Source organism: Syntrophobotulus glycolicus DSM 8271 (assembly GCF_000190635.1).
Lineage (GTDB): Bacteria > Bacillota > Desulfitobacteriia > Desulfitobacteriales > Syntrophobotulaceae > Syntrophobotulus > Syntrophobotulus glycolicus.
Map to the genome: position 1 here is coordinate 246,820 of NC_015172.1, position 25,098 is coordinate 271,917.

Sequence of the window (25,098 nt, forward strand, 5' to 3'; positions counted from 1 at the left end):
TATATTTACAAGAAAAATAAACAATAACCTTTATTGCAGGTTATTATTGCATGTGGTAAAATTTATTAGCTGAGGGGGGAAAGAAGTTGGAAGCATATATTGCCATTCTTGGGCAAATATTTAATGTCACTATGGTTTTGATTCAAGTGTTGATCATTTTTGTAACCCTCTATTATTTTACACTTGCAATTGTTGGCTTGTATCGGAAACCTGAGAGAAAAGATTATGATCTTGTTAAGAAATTTGCAGTTATTGTGGCTGCTCATAATGAAGAAGCAGTTATAGGTCCCTTGGTGAATAATCTGAAGAATTTAGATTATCCTGAGGAACTTTTTGATGTTTATGTTGTAGCGGATAATTGCAACGACAAAACAGCATTAATAGCCAGACAAGAAGGAGCCATTGTTTATCAGAGAGTAAATCACCAAAAACGAGGTAAAGGTTATGCATTGGAATGGATGTTTAACAAGTTGTTCAACCTAAAGAAAGAATATGATGCTGTCGTGCTTTTTGACGCGGACAACCTTGTCAAGGGTGACTTCCTTCAAGAAATGAATTACAAGCTCTGTGAAGGCGCTAAGATTGTTCAGGGTTATATTGATTCCAAGAATCCGTTCGATACATGGGTAACGAATACGTTTTCTATTGCTTTTTGGTTAATGAACCGTATGATCCAATTGGCTCGTTTTAATTTAGATATTTCTAATGTACTGGCGGGAACAGGTATGTGTATATCCTGTGATGTATTGAAGAAATTCGGATGGGGTGCCCACTCCTTAACAGAAGACTTAGAGTTTACGATGAAAGCTTTATCTCATGGGGTTAAAACGACTTGGGCCCATGATGCGGTAGTCTATGATGAAAAGCCTTTAACCTTTATGCGTTCCTGTATTCAGAGAAAAAGATGGGCACAGGGTCAGGTAGATATTGCCGGGAGATATTTTTTTATTCTCTTATTTAAAGGTTTTAAAGAAAAGAAATGGATGTATTTTGATGCCGCTATTCATGTTTTTCAACCCTACTTTTTAATGATCACCACTCTATTTCTTTTTGTTCAAATTCTTCCTGTATTACAGGACTCGTATTATAATGTGTTTGCAGAGCTCATTCCTTATACAGTATGGCAAATTGTTTCAAGTGGGATTACGATTTTTCCGGTGGTGTCTCTTTACTTAGACAGAGCGCCGTTGAAAGCATATTTTGGGTTGATCCTTTATCCGATATTTATGTATAGCTGGGTGCCGATTATTTTCTTAGGGTTTATCGACCGCAATAAAAAAGAATGGTCACATACTCTTCATACCCGTTCAATCAGCTATAAGGATATGGTCACAAAGGAAGCTCAGGCAAAGGAAGAAAAGGTTGTGGAACTGAAATCTTAGCAGCGCTAAAAATGTACTTAGGGCAATAAAATAATTGATAAAAAACGAGAACGACATGTTTAATGACGCTCTCGTTTTTTAGTTTACTCCTCTGGTATCAATCCTTATTGTGATATCGTGACACTGTCTCCATCCAAAATGTTTAGGGGCTCAGAAACGATGATTTGCTCTTCCGGATTCAGACCGCTAATCACAACAGTGTAAGCATCTCCGGCTAAACCAAGTTTAAGCGGTGTTCTGACAGCCTTGCCGTCTTTAATCAGATACACATAATCAGAGCCATTTTGCTGAAATAAAGAGGTATTCGGAACTGCAAGGGGGGCATTGATTTCATATTTGATGGAAGCACTCCCGGTCATTCCGATTCTCAAAGTGTGGTTAGCGTTTTCAACTTTAATTTTTACAGGAAAGAATTGCCCGGTTGAAACGGAAACAGGGCTGATGAAGATAATTGTGCCCGAATAGGTGGTTCCGGGGACGCTGTCGGTAATAATATCAACTTTTTGACCGACTTTGAGATAGTTGACCATGGATTCGGAGATATTACCATTTAAAATGAGATTCTGTTCGGAAACGAGAGAGACAATAGGAGTACCGGTCGTAACGCTTTCCCCAGGAGTCACATTGCATGAAGCGATAACTCCATCCAAAGGGCTTTTGAGATCAGCCTTATCAAGATTATTCTCAATGGTTTGGATACTATTTTGGGCAGCATCAAGTCCGGACCCCTGAGCTGTTTCATATTGTGACTTCGCCAAATTTAATTTGCTTGTGATCTGCTCATAATCCTGCTGGGAAACACTTCCGGTCTGATAAAGCTCCTGATAGCGATTATAAGCTTTCTGAGCGTCATCGTAAGAGATCTTAGCCTGATTTACGGCCTCAACACTTTTGCGGTAGTTTGATTGAGCCAATTGGAGCTGGAGTGAAAGGTCTCTCTTGTCCAGAGATAAAAGGACTTCTCCTTTTCTGACTGCCTGTCCTTCTTTAATATTCAGGGTAGTCACAGTGCCGGTCAGCTGTGAAGAGACGGCAGCACTTTGCTCTGCGTCTAATATTCCGGAAACCGATATGGTCCCGCTTATTTTCTGACTGCCGGCAATCCCAGATTTAACGTTTTTGCTCTCGGAGCTTTGGGAGTTTCCACATCCCGCAATAAACACTGTCAGGTAAAAACACAAGAATGTCAGTAAGGCTTTTTTAGGTATATTCATTTCTTTCTCTCCCTTATTCTGCTAGATGTATTCTGATTTCTGCGCTGATGCCCGGAAGCAATTGTAAATCCGGATGAATGGGGAAACGAATTTTGATGGGAATGAGCTGAGTGACTTTGGTAAAGGTGCCGCTGGAGTTTTGAGCGGATATAATGGAGAAGGTAGATGCTGTAGCCTGTCCTATTTCGCTGACTTTTCCCTGAAATGTCTGGCCAGGGACGGAATCTATGGTAATATCAACTGGCTGACCGATCCTTATTCGGGATATTTTATTTTCTTCAATATTGGCGGAGATATAGATATCATTAGTATTGGCAATGATGGCCAGGGTTTGATTAGGGTTGACGATCTCTCCTTCTTGCACAGCAGTCTTAATAATCTGGCCGGTAACAGGAGCAACGATTTCAGCTTTGCTGATACTCATGCTTCCGGTTTGCGGCAGCGTTTTGACACTGATCGCAGAGCTGCTGGCTACGGAATTGGTATCTTGCCGGCCCAAGGTTTGGCCAGCTTTGACGATGGAGCCCTCCTGAGCCGTCCAGGAAGTAATTTTGCCCGTGATTTGAGGGGAGACAATGATTGTAGCGGCAGCAATTCTTGAATCATCTGTCTTTATATAATATTTATTTTGGTGCCAGTAATAACCGAAAATACAGGCACCCAGGAAGACCATGATGATCAGAAGAATAATGATAATTTTTTTTTTGTTTTTCATGTTTGCCTCCAAAATGTTTAGTCAGAATAAAATATTATTCCATGATGATTGAATGATCTGTTTCTGAAGTTGAGCCTGCTGAGGGAATCTCCTTAGAAGGTGATTTAAGCTCTTTTTTTCGAGGAAGAAAGAAGGTAAGGAAAAAGGCCGGTAAAGTGATCAGTGCCGTGAGAAAAAATAAGTTGTCAATTGCTTTGACAAAAGCTAATTTAGCAATGTTGATCTGAAGGAGGGTCATAACAGTTGTACGATCTGCAACTCCTGAAACAATCAAGCTCTTCAAATTATCATCATTGATCGTCCAGTTGAGATAAGCAGTAAAATAGGTGTTGTTATCGTTTAGCAAAATAGTAAGAAACGCCAGCCCAAAAGCTCCCGCCACTCTGCTGATGATATTCGTAATAGCAGAACCGCGGCCAATTTTATCGGCAGGAAGCGCGTTCATAATGGCAGTTTGGACAGGCATCATGGTAAGCCCCATTCCGATTGAGCGAATACAGTTCCAGCCGATTATTGTGCTGAGAGGGGTATTCAGATTAAGATTTGTAAAAAGATACGTACTGAAGGATATCAGCAGGATTCCGATTGAAACTGGAGGGATGGGACCAAAACGGTCGTAAAGTTTTCCTGATATCGGGAGAAAAATGCCGCTGACTAAGGCCGGAGGAAGCATAAGCAGACCAACCTTCAGAGCACCCAAACCTCGAATTGACTGGAGAAAAAGGGGGACATAAAATAAGCCCGCATACATGCCTATAGTAACGATAACCATGATCAAGTTCCCCATAGCAAAGGAAGGGTTCTTAAATACTCTTAAATCCAGCAGGGGATTGGGCGTAGTCAATTCGTGAAAAACAAATAAAATGAATAAAGCTATGCTTGAGTAAATAAGCAGAACGATTGAGATAGAAGTCCAGCCCCAATCTTGTCCCTGGCTAAGAGCCAGGAGAAGACAGAAGAGCGCGGAGGAAGAGGTCAGACAGCCTAAGATATCAAAAGAACCGGCATGATTTTGGGGAAACTCTGGAATCAAAGAAGCCGCCAACAAGATCCCGATAATCCCGATGGGAACATTGATTGTAAAAATCCAACGCCAATTGACATACTCGACTAAGTATCCGCCCAGTGTTGGGCCTAAAGCCGGAGCAACCATCATGGATATGCCGAACATTCCCATAGCGCTGCCTATTTTTTCTCGGGGAACAATTTTATATAACATGGACATTGTCGTAGGCATAATCATACCGCCTCCAATGGCCTGAATCACCCTTGCGGCAATTAAAAAGTTCTCTGATAAAGCGATGGAGCACAGTGCCGAACCCAGAGTGAAAGAAAACAAAGAATAGAGATAGAGCCGCTTATAGCCTAAATAGTCGCCCAACCAACCGCTTGTTGGAACAATGACCCCTAAGGCTAGCATATAAATCGTAACAACCCATTGAATATGAGAGGTAGTCGTCTGAAAATCATTCATCATTGTGGCAATAGCGACATTGACGATACTAGAATCCAGCATTGCCATGATCGGACCAATAAAAATAATCAATAGAGAAAGCTGCCATTTCATCCCCTGTCGATCAGCAGCAGGGATTGGGGTTATTTCGTCCATCGGCTACCTCCTCAGAAGCTTCAAGTAAAATCTTATCTATTTTCTTTAGTTCTCCTATCATACCAAGCCATAACTCTTCAGAAAAAGAGTTGTTTGCAGGAGAGAAGATCTCCTTGAGAATTTCTTCAATGACCAGGCGGTTTTCCATATGTTTAGGACCAAGAGTCACCAGTACCACTCTGCGGTCGTCAGGAATACGGGATCGAACGACCAGGCCTTTCTTTTCCATACGATCCAGAATTCCTGTCAAGGTACTGTTTGGAATGCCAAGATGATTGGCCAGTTCTGTAGTCTTGCAAGAGGAGGAGTGTTTTAAGGCATGAATGATCCACATTTCTACGGCTGTCAGATTATCTTTACATCTATTCTGAAACAGTTTGACGGCCTGATTGTGAATACGGTGACAGGACTGAAAAAACTCTAAAATAATCTTTTCATCCATAAATTCACACCTCCTTTATTTCGAAGTCGTTTATTTCGAAGTCGAATTAAACATGATTAAATACTATAACTGAAACCATAAACTGTCAATAAAAAAAAGACTTCATCCTCAATATGATCATGGGCTTTAGATCAGATAAATCCTTGATTTAAAGGAAAAAATCCTTTGACAGAAAATCAAATTTTGTGTATACTGTTAAACGTCACAATATACAGGGGCGATTAGCTCAGCTGGGAGAGCGCCTGCCTTACAAGCAGGATGTCGGCAGTTCGATCCTGTCATCGCCCACCATTTGTGGCCCCGTGGTGTAGTGGTTAACATGCCTGCCTGTCACGCAGGAGATCGTCGGTTCAAGTCCGATCGGGGTCGCCATTTGCCTCGGTAGCTCAGTCGGTAGAGCAGAGGACTGAAAATCCTCGTGTCGGCGGTTCGATTCCGTCCTGAGGCACCATTTTTTCACGCGGGTGTAACTCAGTGGTAGAGTGTCACCTTGCCAAGGTGAAAGTCGCGAGTTCGAATCTCGTCACCCGCTCCATTGTGTCTTCGGCGGCATAGCCAAGTGGTAAGGCAGAGGTCTGCAAAACCTTTATCCCCCAGTTCAAATCTGGGTGCCGCCTCCAAATCCTGCCGAAGTGGCGGAACTGGCAGACGCACGGGACTTAAAATCCCGCGGGAGTTAAATCCCGTACCGGTTCGATTCCGGTCTTCGGCACCATTTTCTTGGGTTTGTAGCTCAGCTGGTTAGAGTACTGCGTTGACATCGCAGGGGTCGGAGGTTCGAGTCCTCTCAAACCCACCATTTTCAAAAACGAAAAGACCTCGTAAACGTTGATTTTAAGCGATTTACGGGGTTTTCATTTTTAATAAATTGGGGCTTGGACATCTTAATTATAAATCCGTAAAAACCCCGCAGAATCCGTAGATATCAATAGGTCTGGACTATCTAGATTGACAAATCCACAGACAAAATCTCGGGCAAAATTAAATTGAAAACACTCAGTCCTTAAATATTAGGGATTGAGTGTTTTTATTTGTCTCAATTATTTTAAAACGATCAAAAGGTGGAACACGAGCAAGTAGTATTCCTTGTAGGACAACTACTTGTTTAGCTAATTTTGATTCAGTTTCTGAATTCGCTTTTTGTCTAATTGTATTCTTGCCGAATTATTTGAATAATGGATTTTAATGCTTTTTCAAAGTATAATGTTAATAAGTGAAAGCAATACTCGTTAGAAGGTGTTAAGATGAGATCATTTTTTAATATAGTTAATTCTATGGATGGCAATATGCTATCTAGTTAAAATTATAGTAAGATGCTGACTATTGGACTATTCGTGCAAAATGAATTAATAGAAAGTAACATTTACCGAAATAAAGTTCGGTAAATCTCAATAAATCAGGAATTACCGAAAAGATATACGTGAACGCCATAGTTATGTGAAAGATGGCGCAAAGTGACGCGACATCGTGTCGCGTCTGATATATAAGAAGGTATCTTTTAGAGTCCATAATATAATTACTTTGGAGGGGTTTGAATGGGACGTTTAGACGATAATTGGAAGGAAGGTAAAAGATTTTTACCAATTCTATCAGGTGAAGATGAGGGCTTTAAAAAACTATTTGATGAAAAAACTAATAGAATTAATAGAGATAACTATGAAGGACATGGTTTTGCATGGGAAATAATGAATAATTGTCAAGAAATAGTATTAGGTTATGAAGAAAAAGTTGGATACTGCTTAAATCTTGTTTTAAGAAGTATTGATATGAAGACCTTTGAAATAATTGTCGAGGCTGCACTACAAATGCAATGTGGAGAAGATATTAATAAAGTTAGGGATATTATTGGAATTGCTATGATAAAAGATGTCCCAGTATTTGGAGATACTATTGAGCTTCATGAGAATTTAAAGGATATTCAGAGTAGCATAATCAAAGAAGGTTTTACTTCTTTTTTTGATGGGGAAGAAAAAAGAGTTAAGATAACGAGATTTAACGACTTTGATTTAAATAATAGTAAGGAAATCTTGAAAAACCTATCATGTTCTCATCTAATAACGCCCGGTGAAATAAGAATAGTGAATGAGAAAATATCAAGCGATTTTCGTCAATATGCAAATGCTGCAAAATTCATAGACTCTTTGCATTTAGTTATTAAAGAATTCTCCGAACTTCTTAAATCTAAAACGAGAAACGAAAACCAATTACAAGAATATATTACAAGAAACCCAATACTGTTTGGTACTGAGTATAAGTCTATTAAACCTAAGCATTGTCTAGGTAGTGAATATGAAATGGACTATGCATTACAGAGATTTGACGGTATTTTTGATTTGGTTGAGCTAGAATCAAGTAGTTTAGGGTTGTATACGAAAGATGGAAATCCTAGAGCTGAGTTAACTCATGCCGAACAGCAGATCCTGGATTGGCAAGAGTGGCTAGAAGAAAAAAATTTTTATGCTAGGGAATATTTGAAGGATATTCGGAGTCCAAAGGGTTTTGTTGTTCTTGGTAGAAGTGAGAGTTTGAATGATGATCTAAAGAAAAAACTAGCAAGAAGAAATCTTACATTCGGGAATAAGCTTCAGGTACTAACATATGATGATTTGTTAAATAAGGTAGAAACGTTTCTTGAAATAATAAAAAAAAGCAATTAATTTTTTATTCAAGTGCCGCCGTCCGTGGCGGCTCTGGCTTCGTGGGGTATAATGCTCCCATAGGATGAGACACAAAGCAGGGAAAAATAAGTTATACTGAAAACATGAATAAGCGAAACCATTATCCAGCCGAATTTAAAACCAAGGTAGTCCTGGAGGTAATACAGGAAGCCTCCACCGTCAATGAAATTGCCGCAAAGTACGGTATCAGTCCTGTTGTTATCAGCCGTTGGAAGCAAGAGTTTCTGGAACGAGCCGCGGAGGTATTTAAGAAAGGGCCTTCGGATGCCGAGAAAGAACTTGATAAACAGTAGCGTCACGTAGCAGAACTTGAACGCAAGGTTGGTCAGCTCACCTACGAAGTGGACTGGCTCAAAAAAAAATCTGGGCAAATTGTCGGAGCCGACTGGCAGAAAAAGTTTCGTTGACCGGGACAATCCCCGAATTAGCGTTAAGCGCCAGGCGCAATTGCTGAGCATTAACCGCAGCAGTGTTTACCGCCGTATTTCTGAGCAGAAGACCCTTTCCGATGCGGAATTATTTGTGATGCGCCGGATCGATGAGATCCACACGGGTGAGCCAACCTGGGGCTACCGAACCATTACAACAATCCTGAGAAGAGACTATGGCTTGCTTATCAACAGAAAACGAGTTCGCCGCATCCTGCGGGATATGGGGATTTACACAATTTATCCGAAACCCAATCTAAGCAAACGGTACCATTCCCAATACATCCGGCCGTACTTGTTGCGCAAGCTGGAAATCAACCGGCCGGATCAGGTGTGGGGGATAGACATTACATATATTCGAATGAAAAACCCGGCGACACGAGCTGCCTGAAAGAACATTTAGAAACCTTGGAAACCATCCTGGATGGAAAATTACCAAAGAGTATCATCGCCGATGCCGGTTATGGCAGTGAAGAAAACTATGAATATTTAGAGAGTAAAAAACGAAAGCATTTCGTAAAATACAACACCTTCCACAAAGAGGCCAGTAAGAAATGGAAGACAGATATCACCAGGACACAGAACTTTACCTATGATCATGAAAACGATGAATATATCTGTGGTCACGGCAGACCTTTGGTTTTTCTTTATGAGCAGCAGCGTAAAAGCGACAATGGCTATAAGAGCCAGGTCCGGGTGTATGAATGTCTGGAGTGCTCCGGTTGCCCGCATCGGGAGCGTTGTGTAAAGTCGGCTAAAGAGTTCGCAGGCAGACGGATCTATATTAATCTTAAACTGAACAAGTATAAGGAACAGGCCCGCAAGAATCTATGCTCGCAAGAAGGCTTAAAGATGAGAAGCTTGCGGCCGGTTGAGGTGGAGAGTGTCTTTGGCGATATAAAAGGGAACTTCGGGATGCGAAGATTCCTGTTAAAGGGATTGGAAAAAGTAAGATTGGAGTGGGGGTTACATTGCATTGCTCATAATATGAGAAAGATGGCGGCAGTAACAGCCCCATAATTGATAGTGACAAAAAATTGTCCTGGATATGTAAACGGGGGACGTCGCGAAACTAATGTTTCGTTACGTCCCCTTTGCAATTATGATTTTGCTGCGTTTGACACCAGCCAAGCGCTTTTTTCGTTTAGATACGAAACAATTTGATCAATGGTGACACGCACAGCATCATCATCATGATAAAAAATAGGCAGGCAAAACGTCAGGGTGGATATTTTTAACTTTCATACTTTTAGCTCCTCTGGGGGATTCTATATGCTGAAATGAAAAAATGACAAGGAGGGTTTGTCATGCTGTGTGCAGAAGTTTCGGTCTATCCCCTGAAAACGAATAATGCCACCCAAGTTATTGACGGAGCTATCGAAGCGCTATCCCGGGAACAGGTAAAGTACAAAGTTGGTTCGATCAGTACCCATATTGATGGCAATGATGAGCAGGTCTGGTCCGGTATTAGAAAGCTCTATGATGAGGCGAAAAAAACAGGCGAGGTCAATATGGTTGTGACTTTTTCCAATGCCGAACACTGAGGGGATCAAATTTCTCATCGTGAAAATCAACTATTCAAATGGTAACCTATTTGAATAGTTTTTTGCATCTTAAACAAGCGCTTACTCCGGCGGATATGAAGCTGGAAACATCCCCTTTGAAACAAAAGATTAAACCTGAATTCGGCAAAATCAGGCTTGCTACGATCAGTGATAACGAGAAGATCAAGATCTATGATAACTGAGAAGTCAGGATCTATTCGGATTGAGAAAACCAAGTTCTAAAGAATGAAAATTGCTTCCAGCCCAAAATGACTGGAAGCAATTTTCGCACTTAACCTCGGAAAGCGGGATACTAGCCGATCATTGAGGAAAGATCTTCAGCGGGAGTTGTAATGCCGCCAATTCCAAACGTCTCAACCAGAATTTTGGCGACATTGGGAGAAAGAAAACCGGGCAGTGTAGGACCGAGATGAATATTCTTCACTCCCAGTGACAGCAGGGCCAACAGAACCAGAACGGCTTTCTGTTCATACCAGGCGATATTATAAACGATCGGCAAGTCGTTAATATCATTCAGATCAAAAACCTCTTTAAGCTTGAGAGCGATGACGGCAAGGCTGTAGGAATCATTGCATTGTCCGGCATCGAGTACACGGGGGATACCGCCGATATCGCCAAGATTGAGCTTATTATACCGATACTTGGCACAACCGGCAGTAAGAATAACCGTATCTTCAGGCAGGGAGGCAGCAAAATCCGTATAATAGGATCTGGTTTTTGCCCTGCCGTCACAGCCGGCCATAACGACAAATTTCTTGATGGCCCCTGATTTCACGGCTTCAACCACTTTGTCAGCCAGGGCAAGAACCTGCTGGTGGGCAAAACCACCTACAATTTGGCCCTTTTCCAATTCGGTTGGCGGAGGACATGTTTTGGCCAGAGTAATGATTTCGGAAAAATCTTTGGGATTATTCCCAACTCTGTCCGCGATGTGTTTAATCCCTTCAAAACCGACGATACTGGTCGTAAACAGTCTGTCCCGATATGAATCTTTAGGTGGAATCAGACAGTTTGTGGTTAACAAGATAGGGCCGTTAAAGCTGGCGAACTCTTCGCCCTGTTTCCACCAGGCATTGCCATAGTTGCCCGCGAAGTGGGAGTATTTTTTGAAAGCGGGATAATAATGGGCGGGGAGCATTTCACTGTGTGTGTAGACATCAACACCGGAACCTTCCGTTTGCATGAGAAGTTCTTCCAGATCCTTTAGATCATGTCCGCTGATTAAGATACCAGGATTGCTGCGGACACCAAGATCAACCGTAGTGAGCACAGGATTACCGTAAGTGTCGGTATTTGCTTTATCGAGAAGGGCAAGGACACTTACACCGTATTTACCGGCTTCTAAAACCAGCGCAACGAGCTCATCGGCGGATAGGGAAGGATCAAGAGTAGCCACGAGGGCCCTGTTGATAAAACTAAGAATTTCTTCGTCAGCAAAGCCGAGGACTGCGGCGTGGTGATAATAAGCGGCCATTCCCTTAAGTCCGTAAATAAGCATATATTGCAAGGAACGGATATCTTCGTTTTCTGTGGCAAGAATACCAACGTCAGCGGCTTTGGCAGCAAATTCTTCACTGCTGCCGGCGGTCCACTCAGCGGCTGCGGGGATATTTTCCAAACGAATATGAGAATCGGCAAGAGCTTGCTTGAGTTGACCACGCAAGGTTAGACCCTCTTTAATTTTAGCCTCAATCACAGCATGATCGAAATTTACATTTGTTACTGTCGTAAAAAGACTGTCAATAATGTATTTATCCGCATCGGCAGGGACAATCCCATTTTTTTTGGCCTGAAGAGCATAATAAGATAAACCCTTTGTCACAAAAATCAACAGATCCTGTAAATTGGAGACATCAGAGGTTTTACCACATACCCCCGCTTTGGAGCAACCATGATTACCGGCTGTTTCTTGACATTGATAACAAAACATTGACATAGAGTGACCTCCTTTAGAATATTTTTTCTAGATCTATCGTAATGTCTGGAAGATCGTAAGGCGGTAACCTATGTTACAATGATCATATAAAAAGGTTTGACAAAGGCTTATCCCTGCTTTGATCATGAATTGACCGGAGGGTATGATTGTGGAGAGAATCCTTGCTGCATTAACTTTCTGTCCTTTATTTCAGAAATTAAGTATTCAGCAGATGAAAGAGATGACCAAAGAGATGACATTTCAATTGGCTCACTATCAGAAAAATGATGTTCTGGCTATCGAAGGTGATCCCTGTACCAAAATCGGTATTGTCATCGAGGGAAGAGTAGAGATAAACAAATTATTAGCAAATGGGAAAAATGTGAACATGGAGACGTTAAGCAGAGGGGATGTTTTCGGGGAGGTCATTTTATTCCTGGGAAACAGCTATCCGGCAACCATTGTTGCCTCCCAAAAATCGGAGGTATTGTTTGTTTCTAAGGAAGAAATATTAAAAATGCTTGCTTTAAACAGAGATTTGATGGAAGGAGTTTTACATTTATTTGCCCAAAAAATTTTTTTGCTCAACCAAAAGGTGACCTTGCTTTCTTTGCAGACTATCCGGCAGAAATTAACCTGGTATCTCTTAAAGGAGTATAAACGGCAGAAAACATTAGAAATCAACCTTGAAAACTCAAAAGTAAGCTGGGCTGAAAAAATTGGGATACCCAGGCCTTCGCTTTCAAGGGAATTAATAAATATGCAGGATGACGGATTGATTATCTTAGATAAAAATAAAGTGAAGATCGTTGAACTAAAAAAACTTGAAGCATGTCTCTACTCATGAATCTTTCTGAAACAGGATTTTCACATGCTTCCCGACAAGACAAAACAGAAAGACAATTCCGGCCCATCCGATAAGAGGATAATAGATCACAACAGATTCTGAAAAACCATAGCGGGCCAGAAGGACAGCGATGGCACAGGCAAGGAAAGAATAGGCGACTCGGGATGCTTTATCGGTGGAAAGCCGTAAAGTGAAGCCATACAAGATACTGACAGCGGTAGTATAGATCTCCAACAAGATAATTATCCCATATCCCCAGGGGATCAGAAAATGAATTCGGGAAGCCAGATAGAGCATAGGGACTTGGTGGCCGGCAGTTTGAGGGAAAGTACAAACAAGGGCGAAATTGATCGCCAGGATTCCTGCTCCCAATCCAAGGCAGCCGAATGTAGCGCCCAGGGCATTTTTCTTCTGATCAGTGGATAAACGACCCAGAGAAGATAAGATGGCCAGAGCAAGAATGATATTATAGGAAACATAAAGGACGGAAGAAGTAATCCAGCTTTTGGTTGCGCCAAGGGAACCGGTCTGTATTAATGAAAGATTGGAGATCCCTGTAGAATTAAGGGCAAAAGTAAAAACCGATACCCCCAATACAGCCGCCAACATGAAAGGAACGACTATGCTGATGGCTTTGATGACATTATTTTGGCCGGAAACCACAGTAAAAAAAGTCAAAGAGAGCATGACCAGACTGCCTGCAACAGGCGGCAGACCAAAAAGATCGTTGAAGACGGCCCCGGCCCCGGCGGCCATAACAATTAATACGGAGATAAAGCTGATGGTCAGAAGTCCATCAATTAAACGGCCTAATTTTCTCCCCATAATATAAGCAATGAGATCATAATGGTTTTTCGCTTTGATCCGCTGGGAAAAATGCATGATTAACCAGGAAAAGTAGCCAAAGAAGATGGTTGCCATGATGATGCCCAGCAATCCCGGTTTACCAAAGACAGTAAAAAATCTGAAGATTTCCTGCCCTGTTGCGAATCCGGCACCAACGACCGTGCCGATTAAAGAACAGGCGATGGTGGTCACGGATAAGTGTTGTTTCTGGATCACTTTATTCCCCCGCAAAATAAATAGACAATAGTTTATACTATTATATGGAGACCGGCCCTATAATAAGTACTAAAAGGTTAATGACGGAGGTAAAAATGTTTTCAAAGAGGAAGCCGATTTATACTACTTTTATTATTCTTGTATTTTGCTTTTTTATCATCTGTGGCCTTAGCAGTTTCCGGGAAGAGCAATTGGCGGTCAAAATCGCTGTGCAGCAGGTCAATAATGCCTTGGTGAAACTGGCTCCCCTTATTGAAACAAATCAGCTTAAGGACCTGATTCAGACCAGAGCAGAAGACAACTCTTATTATGGCTTATTGAGTCAGCAGCTTGGCCAATCCGCTGCGGATTACGGTCTGGCCGGCCTTTATATTGCAGCCAGAACTGCAGATAGCAAATGGTATCATATTGCAGACAGCAGACCGGTTTCCGATCCGCTGCACAGCCAGTTGGGACAAGAGGAAATCAGTGCTCCGGTAACTTGGGAAAAAGCCATTCGCGGAGTCAGGATCGAGCCGGAACTGACCCGAGGCGACAGGGGTACCGTTATTTCTTCTTACGTATCACTTCAGGATGAAAAAGGACAGATCTATGCCTTTATCGCGGGAGAATACAATGCGGCTCAGATTTCTGATTTTATTTATGTTACGCTATATGTGCAGCTGGGGATAATATTGCTGTCCCTCGTGATGATTGGCTGGGTTTGGAGGAAGGCCATGAAAAAAGAATAATCTTCTCAAAAGCTGATATAGTGAAGATTAAATTGGAATAAGAGGTCTCCCTTACGGAAATATTAGGTAATAAAGCCGCATATATTTTTCTGGAGGGATGACATGGAATATTTGACTATTGAATTAGCGACTTCCGGTTTTCAAGAGGGGTTAATGACAGCCTTGACAAATCTGCGGGACAAAGACCGGATTCCGCTGAATCTATTGGAATTATCACGCGGCCGGAATTATAAGGTGTGCTGCGAGTTTCCCCGTCTTAAAGAGGAGGGGCAGGGCAGGACCGCTGTTTTGATCTATTTATATTATTTGGCCAGGGCCCTTGCGGATAATGTCATCAGGATTTGGGAAAAAAATGATTCCAGGAAATTGTTGTGTACGGAATATGGTATTGCTCAAGGAGAGACAGAGAAAATCATAGAAAGGCTCAGCTCTTCAGGGAGCAAAAAAAGAGATGTCTTGACCAGGTCTTTTCTGGAATATTTCCAAAACAACACTTATCTGGATCTGGACGGGTTTATGTGTTTCCGGGCCCATGAATATAAAGCTCAGTACAGACAGGCCCTTTCCAAAGCCGTGAATGATTATGAGCAACAGCGGGAAGATGAGATTTTTATTCAAATTTTAGAGAGATTCATGGATGCTCAGGATCAAAAAGTGAAGACACTGGACCTTGTGATGAAAGAAAAGCTGATTCTCATCTGTGATCAAAAAGGGAAACGGATAAAGGAAGATCATTTTGATGAGAATTACGGGGATCTGGTGATCAGCATTATTCTCAAATATGCGCCTGAAAGAGTGATCATACACTCCGGTAACCTGGACCAGAAGGGAGATCCGAATTTCCTTTTGCTTTTGAAAGAGGTTTTTAAAGGTAAAGTGAGCTATTGCACGGGCTGTTCATTATGTCAAGAATAATTAATTGAAATAACAGGTTCCGTAATTGACAAGGGAAAAAAACTAAGATAAGCTAAAAAGAAGAAATGATGACGGATTAATACGAAGAAGGGGACAGTAACCCTACAAAGCAGGTTAAAGAGAGGAATGCCGGGGCTGTAAGCATTCTGCCTGTTGTCAGGTGAAGACCACCCTGGAGTGCCGGACGGAAACAGCAGGAGTATGAACGGCCGTTGCCCCCGCGTTAAGGGGGACTGGAGAAAAATGGAGTCCAAGAGAATTGGCTTTTCATTTTATTTGGGTGGAACCACGGGAATGCAGCTCTCGTCCCATAAGGGATGAGGGCTTTTTATATTTCAGAGAAAATAAAAATTTGGGAGTGATACCGGTGATTAAAGTAAGGTTAAAAGACGGTTCGGAGAAAGAATTCCAGGAGGGGATAACTCTTGGTGAACTGGCAGTTTCTATTTCCCCGGGCTTGGGCAGAATTGCCGTAGCGGCCAAGGTCAACAATGAAACGAAAGATCTTTCAAGCATATTGAGTACGGATGCTGAAGTGGAGATTCTTACGATGGACAGTGAGGAAGGATTAGAAATCATGAGGCATTCCTGTGCCCATTTACTGGCCCAGGCTGTTCAGGAGCTTTATCCCGGAACGCATTTCGGCATCGGCCCGGCAATTGCCAACGGCTTCTACTACGATTTTGATTCAGAGCATATCTTCACCCCGGAAGATCTTGAGAAGATCGAACAGAAAATGAAGAAGCTGGCCAAAGAGGGCCAGAAGTTTACAAGACAGGAATTGGCCCGGCAGGAAGCATTAAGCTTTTTTGAACAAAAAGGAGAACAATATAAAGTTGAATTAATCAGAGATCTGCCGGAGGAGGCTGTGATTTCCGTATACGCTCAGGGGGATTTTGCGGATCTTTGCGCAGGGCCCCATCTTCCTTCTACTAAACCGATTAAAGCGTTTAAACTGCAGAGTGTTGCCGGAGCCTATTGGCGAGGCAGCGAAAAGAATAAAATGCTGCAGAGGATTTATGGTCTGGCTTTTGCCAAGCAGACCGAGCTGGATGATTTTTTGTTTAAATTAGAAGAAGCGAAAAGACGTGATCACCGTAAATTGGGAATGGAACTTGACCTTTTCAGCCTTCATGATGAAGGCCCGGGGTTCCCTTTCTTTCATCCTAAGGGAATGGTTATCCGGAATTTGCTTGAAGACTTTTGGCGTAAGGAACATTTTAAAAGGGGATATGTGGAGATCAAAACACCGATCATTCTCAACAGGGCATTATGGGAACAATCAGGGCATTGGGATCATTATAAAGAGAATATGTACTTTACGAAGATTGATGGTGTTGATTTTGCAGTCAAGCCGATGAATTGTCCGGGCGGGATGATTATGTATAAAACCAAACTGCGCAGTTACCGAGACCTGCCTATCAGGTGCGGGGAGCTTGGCCTTGTGCACAGGCATGAGCTGTCAGGCGCGCTGCATGGGCTGCTGAGGGTAAGGAATTTTACGCAGGATGATGCCCATATCTTTATGCTTCCATCACAGATTAAGGATGAAATCATCAGGGTCATTAATCTTGTCGATGATTTCTATAAGGTATTTGGGTTTGAATATCATGTGGAGGTTTCGACAAGACCGGAAAACTCCATGGGTTCGGATGAGGAATGGGAAATGGCCACAAGGGCTTTGACTGAGGCTTTGGAAGCCTTAAATATGAGCTATAAGGTTAACCCCGGGGATGGCGCTTTTTACGGACCTAAAATCGATTTTCACTTAAAGGATTGTCTGGACAGAACCTGGCAATGCGGTACGATCCAGCTTGATTTCCAAATGCCGGAGAAATTTGACCTCAATTACATTGGGGAAGACGGGGAAAAACACCGTCCTGTAATGATCCACAGGGTGGTGTATGGAAGTATTGAGAGATTTATCGCCTTGCTGACCGAGCACTATGCGGGGGCTTTTCCGGTCTGGCTCGCACCGGTTCAGGTGAGAATTTTACCGATCAGCGACAAGCACAGTGAATATGCCGCTAAAGTCGCTGAAACGCTTAAAGAGATGGACATCAGAACGGAAATTGATGAACGCCGGGAAAAAATCAGCTATAAGGTTCGTGAGGCCCAAACGGAAAAGGTCCCCTTTGCACTGGTGGTGGGAGATCAGGAGGCTGAGGAAGGCAGTTTGGCCGTACGGCGTTATGGGGAACAGAATACTGTAAAAATGAGCAGGGAGGAATTCCTGGCCACGATTATTGAAGAGATTCAAACGAAGAAGATCAGATGATCTCAGGTCAATGGATTTTGGCATTGGCAAAGCAGATTCCCATAGTCATGATAAACGCAGATGAACAGAAAGTGCCAAACAATAGATCGGGAGGGGAAAGGTATGTGGGAAAGAAAACTGAGCGACTATAAGGTTGGGGAATCTTTTATGGCATTTTTCCTGATTCGGAAAGCAGAAAGTAAAACAACAGCTGCCGGGAATAAATATCTGGATATGATATTTGGTGATTCCAGCGGGGAAATCAGTGCCCGGTGGTGGGACTGTAAGGAAGAGGACGAACTTGAGTATGTCAAGAATACTCTGGTTAAGGTCAAAGGCATTGTAGCTGAATGGCAGGGCAGAAAACAAATCAAGGTTGAAAAAATGCGGGCAGCAAATGAACAGGATGGTGTGAATATTGGGGATTTTGTGCCGATCGCGCCGTGGGATCCTCAAGACATGTATAAAGAGCTTCACGAGTACACGATGAAGATAGGCCATACCGGAATAAGGGACCTTGTTCAATTTATTATTTGTGAATCAGGAGAGAGAATATTAACTTTCCCGGCAGCCATGCAAAACCATCATTCGGTGAGATCCGGTCTCCTCTACCATACTCTTACTATGCTCAGGGCGGGGGAAAAATTGCTGGAAGTTTATGATTTCTTGAACAAGGATTTGCTCCTTGCCGGTATTATCCTGCATGATATTGCCAAGTTGGATGAAATAAACGCCAATCCTTTAGGCATTGCATCCGACTATACCATGGAAGGTCAGCTTTTAGGCCATATTATCCAAGGTGTCAAGAGGATAAATCAGGCCGCCCGGAATACCAATCTTGATGCGAGGACTGCGGCACTTCTTGAGCATATGGTTTTAGCCCATCATTATGAACCGGAGTTTGGGAGCCCGAAAAGGCCTATGATCCCAGAGGCCGAAATATTGCATTATCTGGATATTATTGATGCCAGGATGTTCGATATGAAGAAAGCGCTTGAGCAAGTGGAGGAGGGAGAATTTACCGAAAAAATATGGACCTTAAATAACAGGAAGCTTTATAAGCCGCAGCATGCCCTTGTGCAGGCCGACGATCAGGAACAGGAAGAATAGATAGAACAAAAGAATGAAGAGAACAAGGAAAATAGAAAGAAAAAAGAGAGATTGACAAAATAGATTGACAGAGAGCTCTGAAGTTGTGTATACTATTAAAGCCAAGTAGAAGCCATCCGCTTCTCACCTCATGGCGGCAGCTTTATGAGGTAAGTGGGTTTTTGCTCATTATTGTAGTAAGGAAGACGGGTGGAAGTCCGTCTTTTTATTTTTGCATTTGGCAATTAAATTCGGGGGTGATTTCTTATCAGTAAGGATCTGCGGATTAATGATGAAATCCGGGCTCGGGATGTTCGATTAGTCAGTGAAGAAGGCGAACAGCTCGGGATAGTATCAATCAAAGAGGCTATGCAAATTGCCGGGGAAAAGGAATTGGATCTGGTTGAGATTGCGCCGACAGCCAAGCCACCGGTTTGTAAGCTGATGGATTATGGCAAATATAAATATGAGCAGGCGAAGAAAGATAAAGAAACGCGCAAAAAACAAAAAATTGTTGAGATCAAAGAAGTAAAATTACGGCCGAATATCGAAACGCATGATTTTGAGACAAAGGCCCGCAATGCGCAGCGTTTCTTACAGGATGGGGATAAGGTAAAAGTAACCATTATGTTCCGGGGAAGAGAAATCATGCATCCGGAACAGGGACGGGTTCTTTGTATCCGTCTGGCTGAATTTGTGGGAACGGATTCAACAATTGAACGTGAACCAAAAGTTGAGGGTCGAAACATGGTGATGATTCTGACCCCCACGAATACAAAGCATGACTAATATTGAGAAGGGGGTTTTCCAATGCCAAAAATGAAAACACATCGTGGTGCTGCCAAACGGTTCAAAAAGACCGGAACAGGCAAAATTGTGCGAGCCCACGCCTATAAAAGACATATTCTTGAGAAAAAGTCGCCAAAACGCAAGCGTAATCTGCGCAAATCAACAATTATGCATAAGACTGATGCCAAAAGAATTGAGCGCATGATCGCTTATCTGTAAGAACAGTGAATTATTACCACAAGGAGGTCTTCAACTATGGCCCGAGTAAAAAGAGGCGTAAGGGCGCATCAGCGTCATAAAAAAATATTGAAACTGGCCAGAGGATATAGAGGCAGAAAAAGCAAGCTCTTTAAGATGGCTAAACAACAGGTTGTCAAATCCATGGCCTATTCGTTTATTCACCGCAAACAGAGGAGACGCGATTTCCGCAGACTTTGGATTGCCAGAATTAATGCGGCTTCCCGTATGAATGACATTTCCTACAGCCGTTTGATGTACGGTCTTAAACAGGCCGGAGTCTTTGTGAACCGCAAGATGCTGGCTGATTTAGCAATCAATGATCCGGGGGCATTTACCAGCCTTTGTGATCTTGCCAAAGGTAAGCTGAATGAAGGGCCTGCTGTTCAGGCAAATGCCTAAGCTTTGATCCAATAGCGGAAAATTAAAATACGAAGAACAGAGTTCGATTTCTTTATGCAAGTATCGGACTCTTCTCGTATCCGGGGGGGATTCCGATGATCACTTCGGTGCGAAATGAACAGGTTAAACATATTGTATCCTTACATCAAACCAAAGGAAGAAAAACATCCCAACAATTTTTCGCTGAAGGGCGGAGATTTGTTGGTGAGGCATTAATGCGCAGCAAAAGGATAGAAAAGATATTCTATTGTCCGGCCAAAGGAAGTACATGGGAAAGAGAAAAGTTGGAAGAACTGATTTTAGAGGCGGGAAAATTGAGGATTCCGGCTGAAGAGGTTTCTGAGGACGTGATGAAAAGAATATCGGCCACAGAAGAACCGCAGGGGATTCTGGCCTTAATCAATCAGGAAGAATACTCGTGGGACGATATTCAGATTGAGCCGGATACCATACTGTTAATACTTGACGGTATTCGTGATCCGGGAAATTTGGGGACGATCCTCCGCGCTTCTCTGGCTGCCGGGGTGAAGAATGTTGTGCTGACACGAGGAACAGTGGATTATTATAATCCCAAAGTCCTGCGCAGCAGTATGGGAGCGGTTTTTTCCATGTGCATTCTCCAGGAAATAGAGAGGCCGGACATTTGGGCTTTCTGTCGCCAAAATCATTTAAACCTGGTTGTTTCTGCCTTGGAGGGCCAGTCTGTTTATCGTCAGAAAATGGATCAAAGCCTCCCTCTGGCTTTAGTTATCGGAAGTGAAGCCAATGGAGTAGCTCCGGAATTTTCGGAAATCTCCCCCAAAAAGATCATGATCCCCATGCAAAATAATGTGGAATCATTAAATGCAGCCTTAGCGGCAGGGATCCTTTTATTTGAGATCCGGCGGCAGGCCGATTTCTTGAAAAACACCAAATGAAATGATATAATGCAGGCAGTTGGATAAAGGAAGCGGCATTTGGAACCGGCCATGAAAGGTGGGTCTGACGATGACGACAGAAGAATGGTTCTGGAAAGCCTTTAAGGCCACCGGTTCTCCCGAATTGTTTCTGATCTACAATGTTCAGAGTAAAAAAAGAATAAGTCAAAGATGCGATGAACAGGAAAAAAGGAGTACCGGTCTTTAAGGGAGGTTGACCATGACTGAGAGTCGGCCAGACGGGAATCCTCCTCGCAAGAGGATGAATTTCACACTTGGGAGCATTGTTCGGCGGCCTGCCGTTAAAAGGCCTCAAGAGCGGCTTTTGCCGAATAAGGGTGGTACCGCGGGAAATTACTCTCGTCCCTGGCTGGGATGGGAGTTTTTATTTTTGTTTCGTTCAGTGAAAGGATGAAAAGTATGCGGGAAGAAATTAAAAAGATTAAAGAAGAATCATTGACATTAATACAGAGCGGTTTGACAAGGGACGAGTTGCAGGAGCTTAAAGTCAAAGTGATGGGAAAAAAAGGCTCCCTGACGGCATTGTTAAAACAACTGGGCAGTTTAAGCTCTGAAGAAAGACCGCTTGTCGGCCAAATCATCAATGAAGTCAGAGCGAGTTTGGAACAGGCTTGGGATGAAAAGATGAAAGAGCTGGAAGAGCAAGCCTTGTTAAAGAGGCTTGAGGAAGAATTTTTGGATATTACACTTCCCGGAATAATGATGCCGAGAGGGCATCAGCATCCGCTGACCAAAGTGATTGAGGAAATTGAAGATATTTTTATCGGAATGGGCTTTCAGATTGCGGAGGGGCCGGAGATTGAAACTGATTATTATAACTTTGAAGCGTTAAACCTGCCGAAGGACCATCCGGCCCGTGATATGCAGGATACTTTCTTCATTACAGAAGAGATCTTGTTAAGAACGCAGACCTCCCCTGTTCAGATCAGAACAATGGAAAAGCTTTGTCCCGGTCTTCCGGTCAAAATCATTGCTCCGGGTAAAGTTTTCCGCAATGATGATGATGCCACACATTCACCGATGTTTCATCAAGTCGAAGGGCTGCTTGTGGACAGGGGAGTCCGGATGTCCGACCTGAAGGGGATATTACTGACTTTCTCCCGCCAAATGTTTGGGGAAGACAGGCAGATTCGCTTAAGACCGAGTTTTTTCCCTTTCACGGAGCCCAGTGCTGAGGTGGATGTTTCCTGTATGCTGTGCGGAGGCAAAGGGTGCAAGCTTTGTAAAGGAACCGGTTGGATTGAAATTCTTGGGGCGGGAATGGTTCATCCTAAAGTCTTGGAAGCGGGCGGATATGATTCAGTTCAAGTTACCGGATTTGCCTTTGGGATGGGTGTAGAGAGAATTGCCATGTTAAAATACGGGATTGAAGATATGCGGCTTCTTTTCGATAATGATTTGCGTTTTCTGGCACAGTTCTAGAAAACCTGAAAACTGTTAAAGACGGGAGGAGAACCATGAAAGTAAGTCTGAACTGGCTGCGTCAATATCTTGACTTAGAGGACAGCGCTGAAACAATTGCGCAGATTCTGACCAGCGGCGGAATCGAGGTAGAACGTATTGAAAATCTCAATAAAGGTTTCTCGAAGGTGGTTATTGGGGAAATAACCGGGCTTCAAAAACACCCCAATGCTGAGAAACTGCAGATATGCAAAGTAAATGTTGGGGAAGAAGAACTGGTGATTGTCACCGGAGCGGATAATATCCGGCTGGATGACAGGATTCCCGTAGCCCTTTGCGGGGCCCGGTTGCCGGAGGGGCTTAAAATCAAGCCTGCCAAATTAAGAGGAGTGGAGTCATTCGGAATGCTTTGCTCCGAAAAGGAACTGGGGATAGATTCTTCCGCGGGTACAGAGCGGAGCAAGGGCGGGATTCTCATCCTGCCTGGAAAACCGCCGCTCGGTATGGATATAGGAGAATACCTGGGCTTAAATGATTGGGTGATCGAGCTGGAACTGTATCCTAATCGTCCGGATTGTCTGGCGATGGTCAATGTGGCCAGGGAACTGGGGACACTCGTCCGTCAAAAGCCCAAACTGCCTGTTTGGGCTGATCTGCAGGGCCCTTCCTGGGAACCGGCTGAAAGCCCTCAGATATTGATTGAGAATCCGGAGCTTTCCTGGCGCTACTCTGCCTTATTGGTAGAAGATGTTTGTATTGAACCTTCCCCGGTATGGATGCAAAACCGTTTAAGAGCGGCGGGAGTACGACCGATTAACAATATCGTGGATATTACAAACTATTGTATGCTGGAGATGGGGCAGCCTTTACACGCTTTTGACCTGGATAAACTGAACGGGCAGATCCGGGTGCGCACTGCTCGTCAAGGAGAAAAATTAGTATCCCTGGATGGAGTGGACCGGGTGCTCGAATCCGGTATGCTGGTGATTGCTGATGATAAAGGACCTGTAGCGATAGCGGGGGTAATGGGCGGTCTTGATACCGAGGTGACGGAAGGGACGACCAGAGTCCTCTTTGAGTCGGCCCACTTTTTGGGAGCCAGTGTGCGCCGCACAAGCCGCAGGCTGGGGCTAAGATCAGAATCTTCAAACCGCTTTGAGAAGGGAGTCAATCCATATGGCACAGTGCCGACACTGGGCAGAGTAGCCGAACTGTTAAAAGAATTGAAGGCCGGGAGAGTTGTGGGATTCACGGAAAAAGTCTGTCATTTGCCACAACAGCTTGAGGTTAAGCTTAACTTGGAGAAGACGTCCAGGGTGCTTGGCTTTGAGATCAAGAAGGAAGAGATGTGCGATGTATTAGCTGCGCTGGATTTTCCTTATGAAGAGGTGCAGAAAAATCAATTCGCGGTCAAAATCCCCTCATACCGGCAGGATATTAAGATTGAGGAGGATATGATTGAAGAGGTCGCCCGGATTATCGGTTATGACCAGATACCGACCACTCTCCCCGGAGGAAGCTTAACTCAGGGCCACAAAAATCCGGCGCAGCTGTTCCGGAGAAAAATTCGTCATTTGCTGGTTGGCCTGGGGATTAATGAAGTTTTGACGTATTCCTTTGTAAAAAAAGAACAGGATTTCAAATGGGGAAAACAGAGCAAGTCGGTCTCACTGCTTAATCCTTTAAGAGAAGAAACGGGAGTAATGAGAACCTCATTGCTTCCCGGTTTACTGGAAGTCGCCGCCCGCAATACCGCCAGAAGAAATCTCGATTGCCTGATTTTTGAAATTGGCCATGTCTATTTGGCTAAAGATCATCCGATCAAAGAGCTTCCGCATGAAATAGCGAAAATAGCGGGTTTGGCGGTAGGCACAACCTCAAGGCATTGGCTCAATCCTCAAATGGAATATGATTTCTACTATGTCAAGGGATTATTGGATACAATAGCCGAGCATTGTGCTATCCGGTTTAGATATCAAAGAACAGATGATGAAAAGCTGAGGTCTCTTCTGCATCCGGGCAGATCGGCGGAAATTTTCATTGGAGAGGTGAAGGCCGGGTTCTTTGGCGAGCTTCATCCGCTTTTAGAGGCGGAATGGGGAATGGAAAGACCGGTAGTATTCGAACTGGATTTTGACCTCCTGGCGGGGCATTCTTCTGAAAATATCATTGGAAGATCCTATACACGTTTTCCTGCGATTCAAAGAGATTTGGCTGTAGTCGTCCAAGACAAGGTATCTGCTGAAGAGATCAAGAGCCGGATTTTGCAGTTGGGCGGAGAACTGTTGCATAAAGTTGAAATCTTTGATGTATATAAAGGAAATCAAGTTCCCGCAGGGCATAAAAGCCTCGCTTTCTCCTTGAAATATCTGTCACCGGAACGAACGCTTACTGATGATGAAGTGAGCAGTTTGAATATTGTCATTTTAGAAGCGATTCAGAAGGAATTTGGTGCCGAATGGCGAAAATAAGCAACGAATCG

General features: G+C 43.3%; 22 protein-coding genes, 7 tRNA genes, 2 pseudogenes and 1 other annotated feature. Of the genes and pseudogenes, 25 read left to right on the forward strand and 6 right to left on the reverse strand.

What is annotated here, in order from left to right; translation table 11 throughout:
• Positions 1–86 precede the first annotated feature (86 nt).
• Complete coding sequence (locus SGLY_RS01190; protein WP_013623473.1) at positions 87–1,382, forward strand: glycosyltransferase family 2 protein; 1,296 nt, start codon at positions 87–89, stop codon at positions 1,380–1,382.
• 104 nt (positions 1,383–1,486) lie between these two features.
• Here the strand turns inward: SGLY_RS01190 and SGLY_RS01195 are convergent, their stop codons facing one another.
• The 4 genes from SGLY_RS01195 to SGLY_RS01210 are packed head-to-tail and all read right to left on the reverse strand — an operon-like array spanning position 1,487 to position 5,362.
• Entirely contained in the window at positions 1,487–2,596 is a 1,110-nt protein-coding gene (locus SGLY_RS01195) for an efflux RND transporter periplasmic adaptor subunit (protein ID WP_013623474.1), read from the reverse strand.
• A gap of 13 nt (positions 2,597–2,609) precedes the next feature.
• The gene (locus SGLY_RS01200; protein WP_013623475.1) at positions 2,610–3,311 is read right to left on the reverse strand and encodes an efflux RND transporter periplasmic adaptor subunit; all 702 of its coding nucleotides are present in this window, start codon (positions 3,309–3,311) and stop codon (positions 2,610–2,612) included.
• A gap of 34 nt (positions 3,312–3,345) precedes the next feature.
• On the reverse strand, positions 3,346–4,920 hold the full coding sequence (locus SGLY_RS01205; protein ID WP_013623476.1) for a DHA2 family efflux MFS transporter permease subunit: 1,575 nt from the start codon (positions 4,918–4,920) through the stop codon (positions 3,346–3,348).
• Positions 4,889–5,362, reverse strand: coding sequence for a MarR family winged helix-turn-helix transcriptional regulator (locus SGLY_RS01210; protein ID WP_013623477.1), 474 nt, complete (start codon positions 5,360–5,362; stop codon positions 4,889–4,891). Before SGLY_RS01210 ends, SGLY_RS01205 begins: the two co-directional genes overlap by 32 nt.
• 215 nt (positions 5,363–5,577) lie before the next feature.
• On the opposite strand from SGLY_RS01210, the gene SGLY_RS01215 reads away from it, so the two are divergent.
• The 12 genes and pseudogenes from SGLY_RS01215 to SGLY_RS18000 all read left to right on the forward strand — a co-directional run bounded on the left by SGLY_RS01215 (position 5,578) and on the right by SGLY_RS18000 (position 10,215).
• Positions 5,578–5,653 (forward strand) — tRNA-Val (locus SGLY_RS01215).
• 5 nt (positions 5,654–5,658) lie between these two features.
• Positions 5,659–5,734: transfer RNA gene (locus tag SGLY_RS01220), tRNA-Asp, on the forward strand.
• A gap of 3 nt (positions 5,735–5,737) precedes the next feature.
• Positions 5,738–5,813, forward strand: a tRNA-Phe gene (locus SGLY_RS01225).
• Positions 5,814–5,822: 9 nt separating this feature from the next.
• Positions 5,823–5,897: transfer RNA gene (locus SGLY_RS01230), tRNA-Gly, on the forward strand.
• Positions 5,898–5,907: 10 nt separating this feature from the next.
• Positions 5,908–5,982, forward strand: a tRNA-Cys gene (locus SGLY_RS01235).
• Between the two features lie 6 nt (positions 5,983–5,988).
• Positions 5,989–6,077 (forward strand) — tRNA-Leu (locus tag SGLY_RS01240).
• 7 nt (positions 6,078–6,084) lie between these two features.
• A tRNA-Val gene (locus SGLY_RS01245) sits at positions 6,085–6,161 on the forward strand.
• Positions 6,162–6,897: 736 nt separating this feature from the next.
• On the forward strand, positions 6,898–8,019 hold the full coding sequence (locus SGLY_RS01250; RefSeq protein WP_013623478.1) for a Shedu anti-phage system protein SduA domain-containing protein: 1,122 nt from the start codon (positions 6,898–6,900) through the stop codon (positions 8,017–8,019).
• 104 nt (positions 8,020–8,123) lie between these two features.
• Positions 8,124–8,835: pseudogene (locus tag SGLY_RS17340) on the forward strand (IS3 family transposase); the annotation flags it as partial.
• A pseudogene (locus SGLY_RS01265) lies at positions 8,829–9,488 on the forward strand (transposase); the annotation flags it as partial. The pseudogenes SGLY_RS17340 and SGLY_RS01265, both read left to right, overlap by 7 nt.
• 287 nt (positions 9,489–9,775) lie before the next feature.
• A complete protein-coding gene (locus SGLY_RS01270; RefSeq protein ID WP_013623479.1) occupies positions 9,776–10,012 on the forward strand; it encodes a YkoF family thiamine/hydroxymethylpyrimidine-binding protein in 237 nt (78 codons plus the stop codon).
• A gap of 50 nt (positions 10,013–10,062) precedes the next feature.
• Positions 10,063–10,215 carry a hypothetical protein gene (locus SGLY_RS18000; protein WP_169312001.1) on the forward strand — a complete coding sequence of 51 codons (153 nt, stop codon included), beginning with the start codon at positions 10,063–10,065 and terminating at the stop codon, positions 10,213–10,215.
• Positions 10,216–10,325: 110 nt separating this feature from the next.
• On the opposite strand, the gene hcp is transcribed toward SGLY_RS18000, so the two are convergent.
• Positions 10,326–11,969, reverse strand: a complete 1,644-nt coding sequence (gene hcp, locus SGLY_RS01275; protein WP_013623480.1) for a hydroxylamine reductase — start codon at positions 11,967–11,969, stop codon at positions 10,326–10,328.
• Positions 11,970–12,117: 148 nt separating this feature from the next.
• Here hcp and SGLY_RS01280 point away from each other — a divergent pair, with 148 nt between their 5' ends.
• Positions 12,118–12,795: a Crp/Fnr family transcriptional regulator gene (locus SGLY_RS01280; protein WP_013623481.1), complete on the forward strand. Its 678-nt coding sequence runs from the start codon at positions 12,118–12,120 to the stop codon at positions 12,793–12,795.
• Here the strand turns inward: SGLY_RS01280 and SGLY_RS01285 are convergent.
• Positions 12,790–13,857, reverse strand: coding sequence for a YkvI family membrane protein (locus tag SGLY_RS01285; protein WP_013623482.1), 1,068 nt, complete (start codon positions 13,855–13,857; stop codon positions 12,790–12,792). The two genes, SGLY_RS01280 and SGLY_RS01285, sit on opposite strands and share 6 nt — an antisense overlap.
• A gap of 95 nt (positions 13,858–13,952) precedes the next feature.
• On the opposite strand from SGLY_RS01285, the gene SGLY_RS01290 reads away from it, so the two are divergent.
• The 11 genes from SGLY_RS01290 (at position 13,953) to pheT (ending at position 25,087) form a co-directional block, all read left to right on the forward strand.
• Positions 13,953–14,588, forward strand: a complete 636-nt coding sequence (locus tag SGLY_RS01290) for a hypothetical protein (protein ID WP_013623483.1) — start codon at positions 13,953–13,955, stop codon at positions 14,586–14,588.
• Positions 14,589–14,690: 102 nt separating this feature from the next.
• Positions 14,691–15,503 carry a sporulation protein YtxC gene (ytxC, locus tag SGLY_RS01295; RefSeq protein WP_013623484.1) on the forward strand — a complete coding sequence of 271 codons (813 nt, stop codon included), beginning with the start codon at positions 14,691–14,693 and terminating at the stop codon, positions 15,501–15,503.
• 75 nt (positions 15,504–15,578) lie between these two features.
• Positions 15,579–15,817, forward strand: a binding site (T-box leader).
• Between the two features lie 53 nt (positions 15,818–15,870).
• Positions 15,871–17,781: a threonine--tRNA ligase gene (gene thrS / locus SGLY_RS01300; RefSeq protein ID WP_013623485.1), complete on the forward strand. Its 1,911-nt coding sequence runs from the start codon at positions 15,871–15,873 to the stop codon at positions 17,779–17,781.
• Positions 17,782–17,883: 102 nt separating this feature from the next.
• On the forward strand, positions 17,884–18,870 hold the full coding sequence (locus SGLY_RS01305) for a 3'-5' exoribonuclease YhaM family protein (RefSeq protein ID WP_013623486.1): 987 nt from the start codon (positions 17,884–17,886) through the stop codon (positions 18,868–18,870).
• A gap of 246 nt (positions 18,871–19,116) precedes the next feature.
• Entirely contained in the window at positions 19,117–19,638 is a 522-nt protein-coding gene (gene infC / locus SGLY_RS01310) for a translation initiation factor IF-3 (protein ID WP_013623487.1), read from the forward strand.
• A gap of 21 nt (positions 19,639–19,659) precedes the next feature.
• On the forward strand, positions 19,660–19,857 hold the full coding sequence (gene rpmI / locus SGLY_RS01315; protein ID WP_013623488.1) for a 50S ribosomal protein L35: 198 nt from the start codon (positions 19,660–19,662) through the stop codon (positions 19,855–19,857).
• 36 nt (positions 19,858–19,893) lie between these two features.
• The gene (rplT, locus tag SGLY_RS01320; protein WP_013623489.1) at positions 19,894–20,277 is read left to right on the forward strand and encodes a 50S ribosomal protein L20; all 384 of its coding nucleotides are present in this window, start codon (positions 19,894–19,896) and stop codon (positions 20,275–20,277) included.
• Between the two features lie 95 nt (positions 20,278–20,372).
• Positions 20,373–21,194 carry a TrmH family RNA methyltransferase gene (locus tag SGLY_RS01325; RefSeq protein WP_013623490.1) on the forward strand — a complete coding sequence of 274 codons (822 nt, stop codon included), beginning with the start codon at positions 20,373–20,375 and terminating at the stop codon, positions 21,192–21,194.
• Between the two features lie 70 nt (positions 21,195–21,264).
• A complete protein-coding gene (locus tag SGLY_RS18005) occupies positions 21,265–21,402 on the forward strand; it encodes a hypothetical protein (protein WP_013623491.1) in 138 nt (45 codons plus the stop codon).
• A 212-nt stretch (positions 21,403–21,614) separates the two neighbouring features.
• Positions 21,615–22,637 carry a phenylalanine--tRNA ligase subunit alpha gene (gene pheS / locus SGLY_RS01335; RefSeq protein ID WP_013623492.1) on the forward strand — a complete coding sequence of 341 codons (1,023 nt, stop codon included), beginning with the start codon at positions 21,615–21,617 and terminating at the stop codon, positions 22,635–22,637.
• A gap of 35 nt (positions 22,638–22,672) precedes the next feature.
• A complete protein-coding gene (gene pheT, locus SGLY_RS01340; RefSeq protein ID WP_013623493.1) occupies positions 22,673–25,087 on the forward strand; it encodes a phenylalanine--tRNA ligase subunit beta in 2,415 nt (804 codons plus the stop codon).
• The last annotated feature ends 11 nt before the right edge of the window (positions 25,088–25,098 follow it).

Bases quoted from the DNA above. Each gene is read 5' to 3' on its own strand.
- SGLY_RS01195 (WP_013623474.1), bottom strand. From the start codon at position 2,596: ATGAATATACCTAAAAAAGCCTTACTGACATTCTTGTGTTTTTACCTG.
- SGLY_RS01200 (WP_013623475.1), bottom strand. From the start codon at position 3,311: ATGAAAAACAAAAAAAAAATTATCATTATTCTTCTGATCATCATGGTC.
- SGLY_RS01205 (WP_013623476.1), bottom strand. From the start codon at position 4,920: ATGGACGAAATAACCCCAATCCCTGCTGCTGATCGACAGGGGATGAAA.
- SGLY_RS01210 (WP_013623477.1), bottom strand. From the start codon at position 5,362: ATGGATGAAAAGATTATTTTAGAGTTTTTTCAGTCCTGTCACCGTATT.
- SGLY_RS01250 (WP_013623478.1), top strand. From the start codon at position 6,898: ATGGGACGTTTAGACGATAATTGGAAGGAAGGTAAAAGATTTTTACCA.
- SGLY_RS01270 (WP_013623479.1), top strand. From the start codon at position 9,776: ATGCTGTGTGCAGAAGTTTCGGTCTATCCCCTGAAAACGAATAATGCC.
- hcp (WP_013623480.1), bottom strand. From the start codon at position 11,969: ATGTCAATGTTTTGTTATCAATGTCAAGAAACAGCCGGTAATCATGGT.
- SGLY_RS01290 (WP_013623483.1), top strand. From the start codon at position 13,953: ATGTTTTCAAAGAGGAAGCCGATTTATACTACTTTTATTATTCTTGTA.
- ytxC (WP_013623484.1), top strand. From the start codon at position 14,691: ATGGAATATTTGACTATTGAATTAGCGACTTCCGGTTTTCAAGAGGGG.
- SGLY_RS01305 (WP_013623486.1), top strand. From the start codon at position 17,884: ATGTGGGAAAGAAAACTGAGCGACTATAAGGTTGGGGAATCTTTTATG.
- rpmI (WP_013623488.1), top strand. From the start codon at position 19,660: ATGCCAAAAATGAAAACACATCGTGGTGCTGCCAAACGGTTCAAAAAG.
- rplT (WP_013623489.1), top strand. From the start codon at position 19,894: ATGGCCCGAGTAAAAAGAGGCGTAAGGGCGCATCAGCGTCATAAAAAA.
- SGLY_RS01325 (WP_013623490.1), top strand. From the start codon at position 20,373: ATGATCACTTCGGTGCGAAATGAACAGGTTAAACATATTGTATCCTTA.
- SGLY_RS18005 (WP_013623491.1), top strand. From the start codon at position 21,265: ATGACGACAGAAGAATGGTTCTGGAAAGCCTTTAAGGCCACCGGTTCT.
- pheS (WP_013623492.1), top strand. From the start codon at position 21,615: ATGCGGGAAGAAATTAAAAAGATTAAAGAAGAATCATTGACATTAATA.
- pheT (WP_013623493.1), top strand. From the start codon at position 22,673: ATGAAAGTAAGTCTGAACTGGCTGCGTCAATATCTTGACTTAGAGGAC.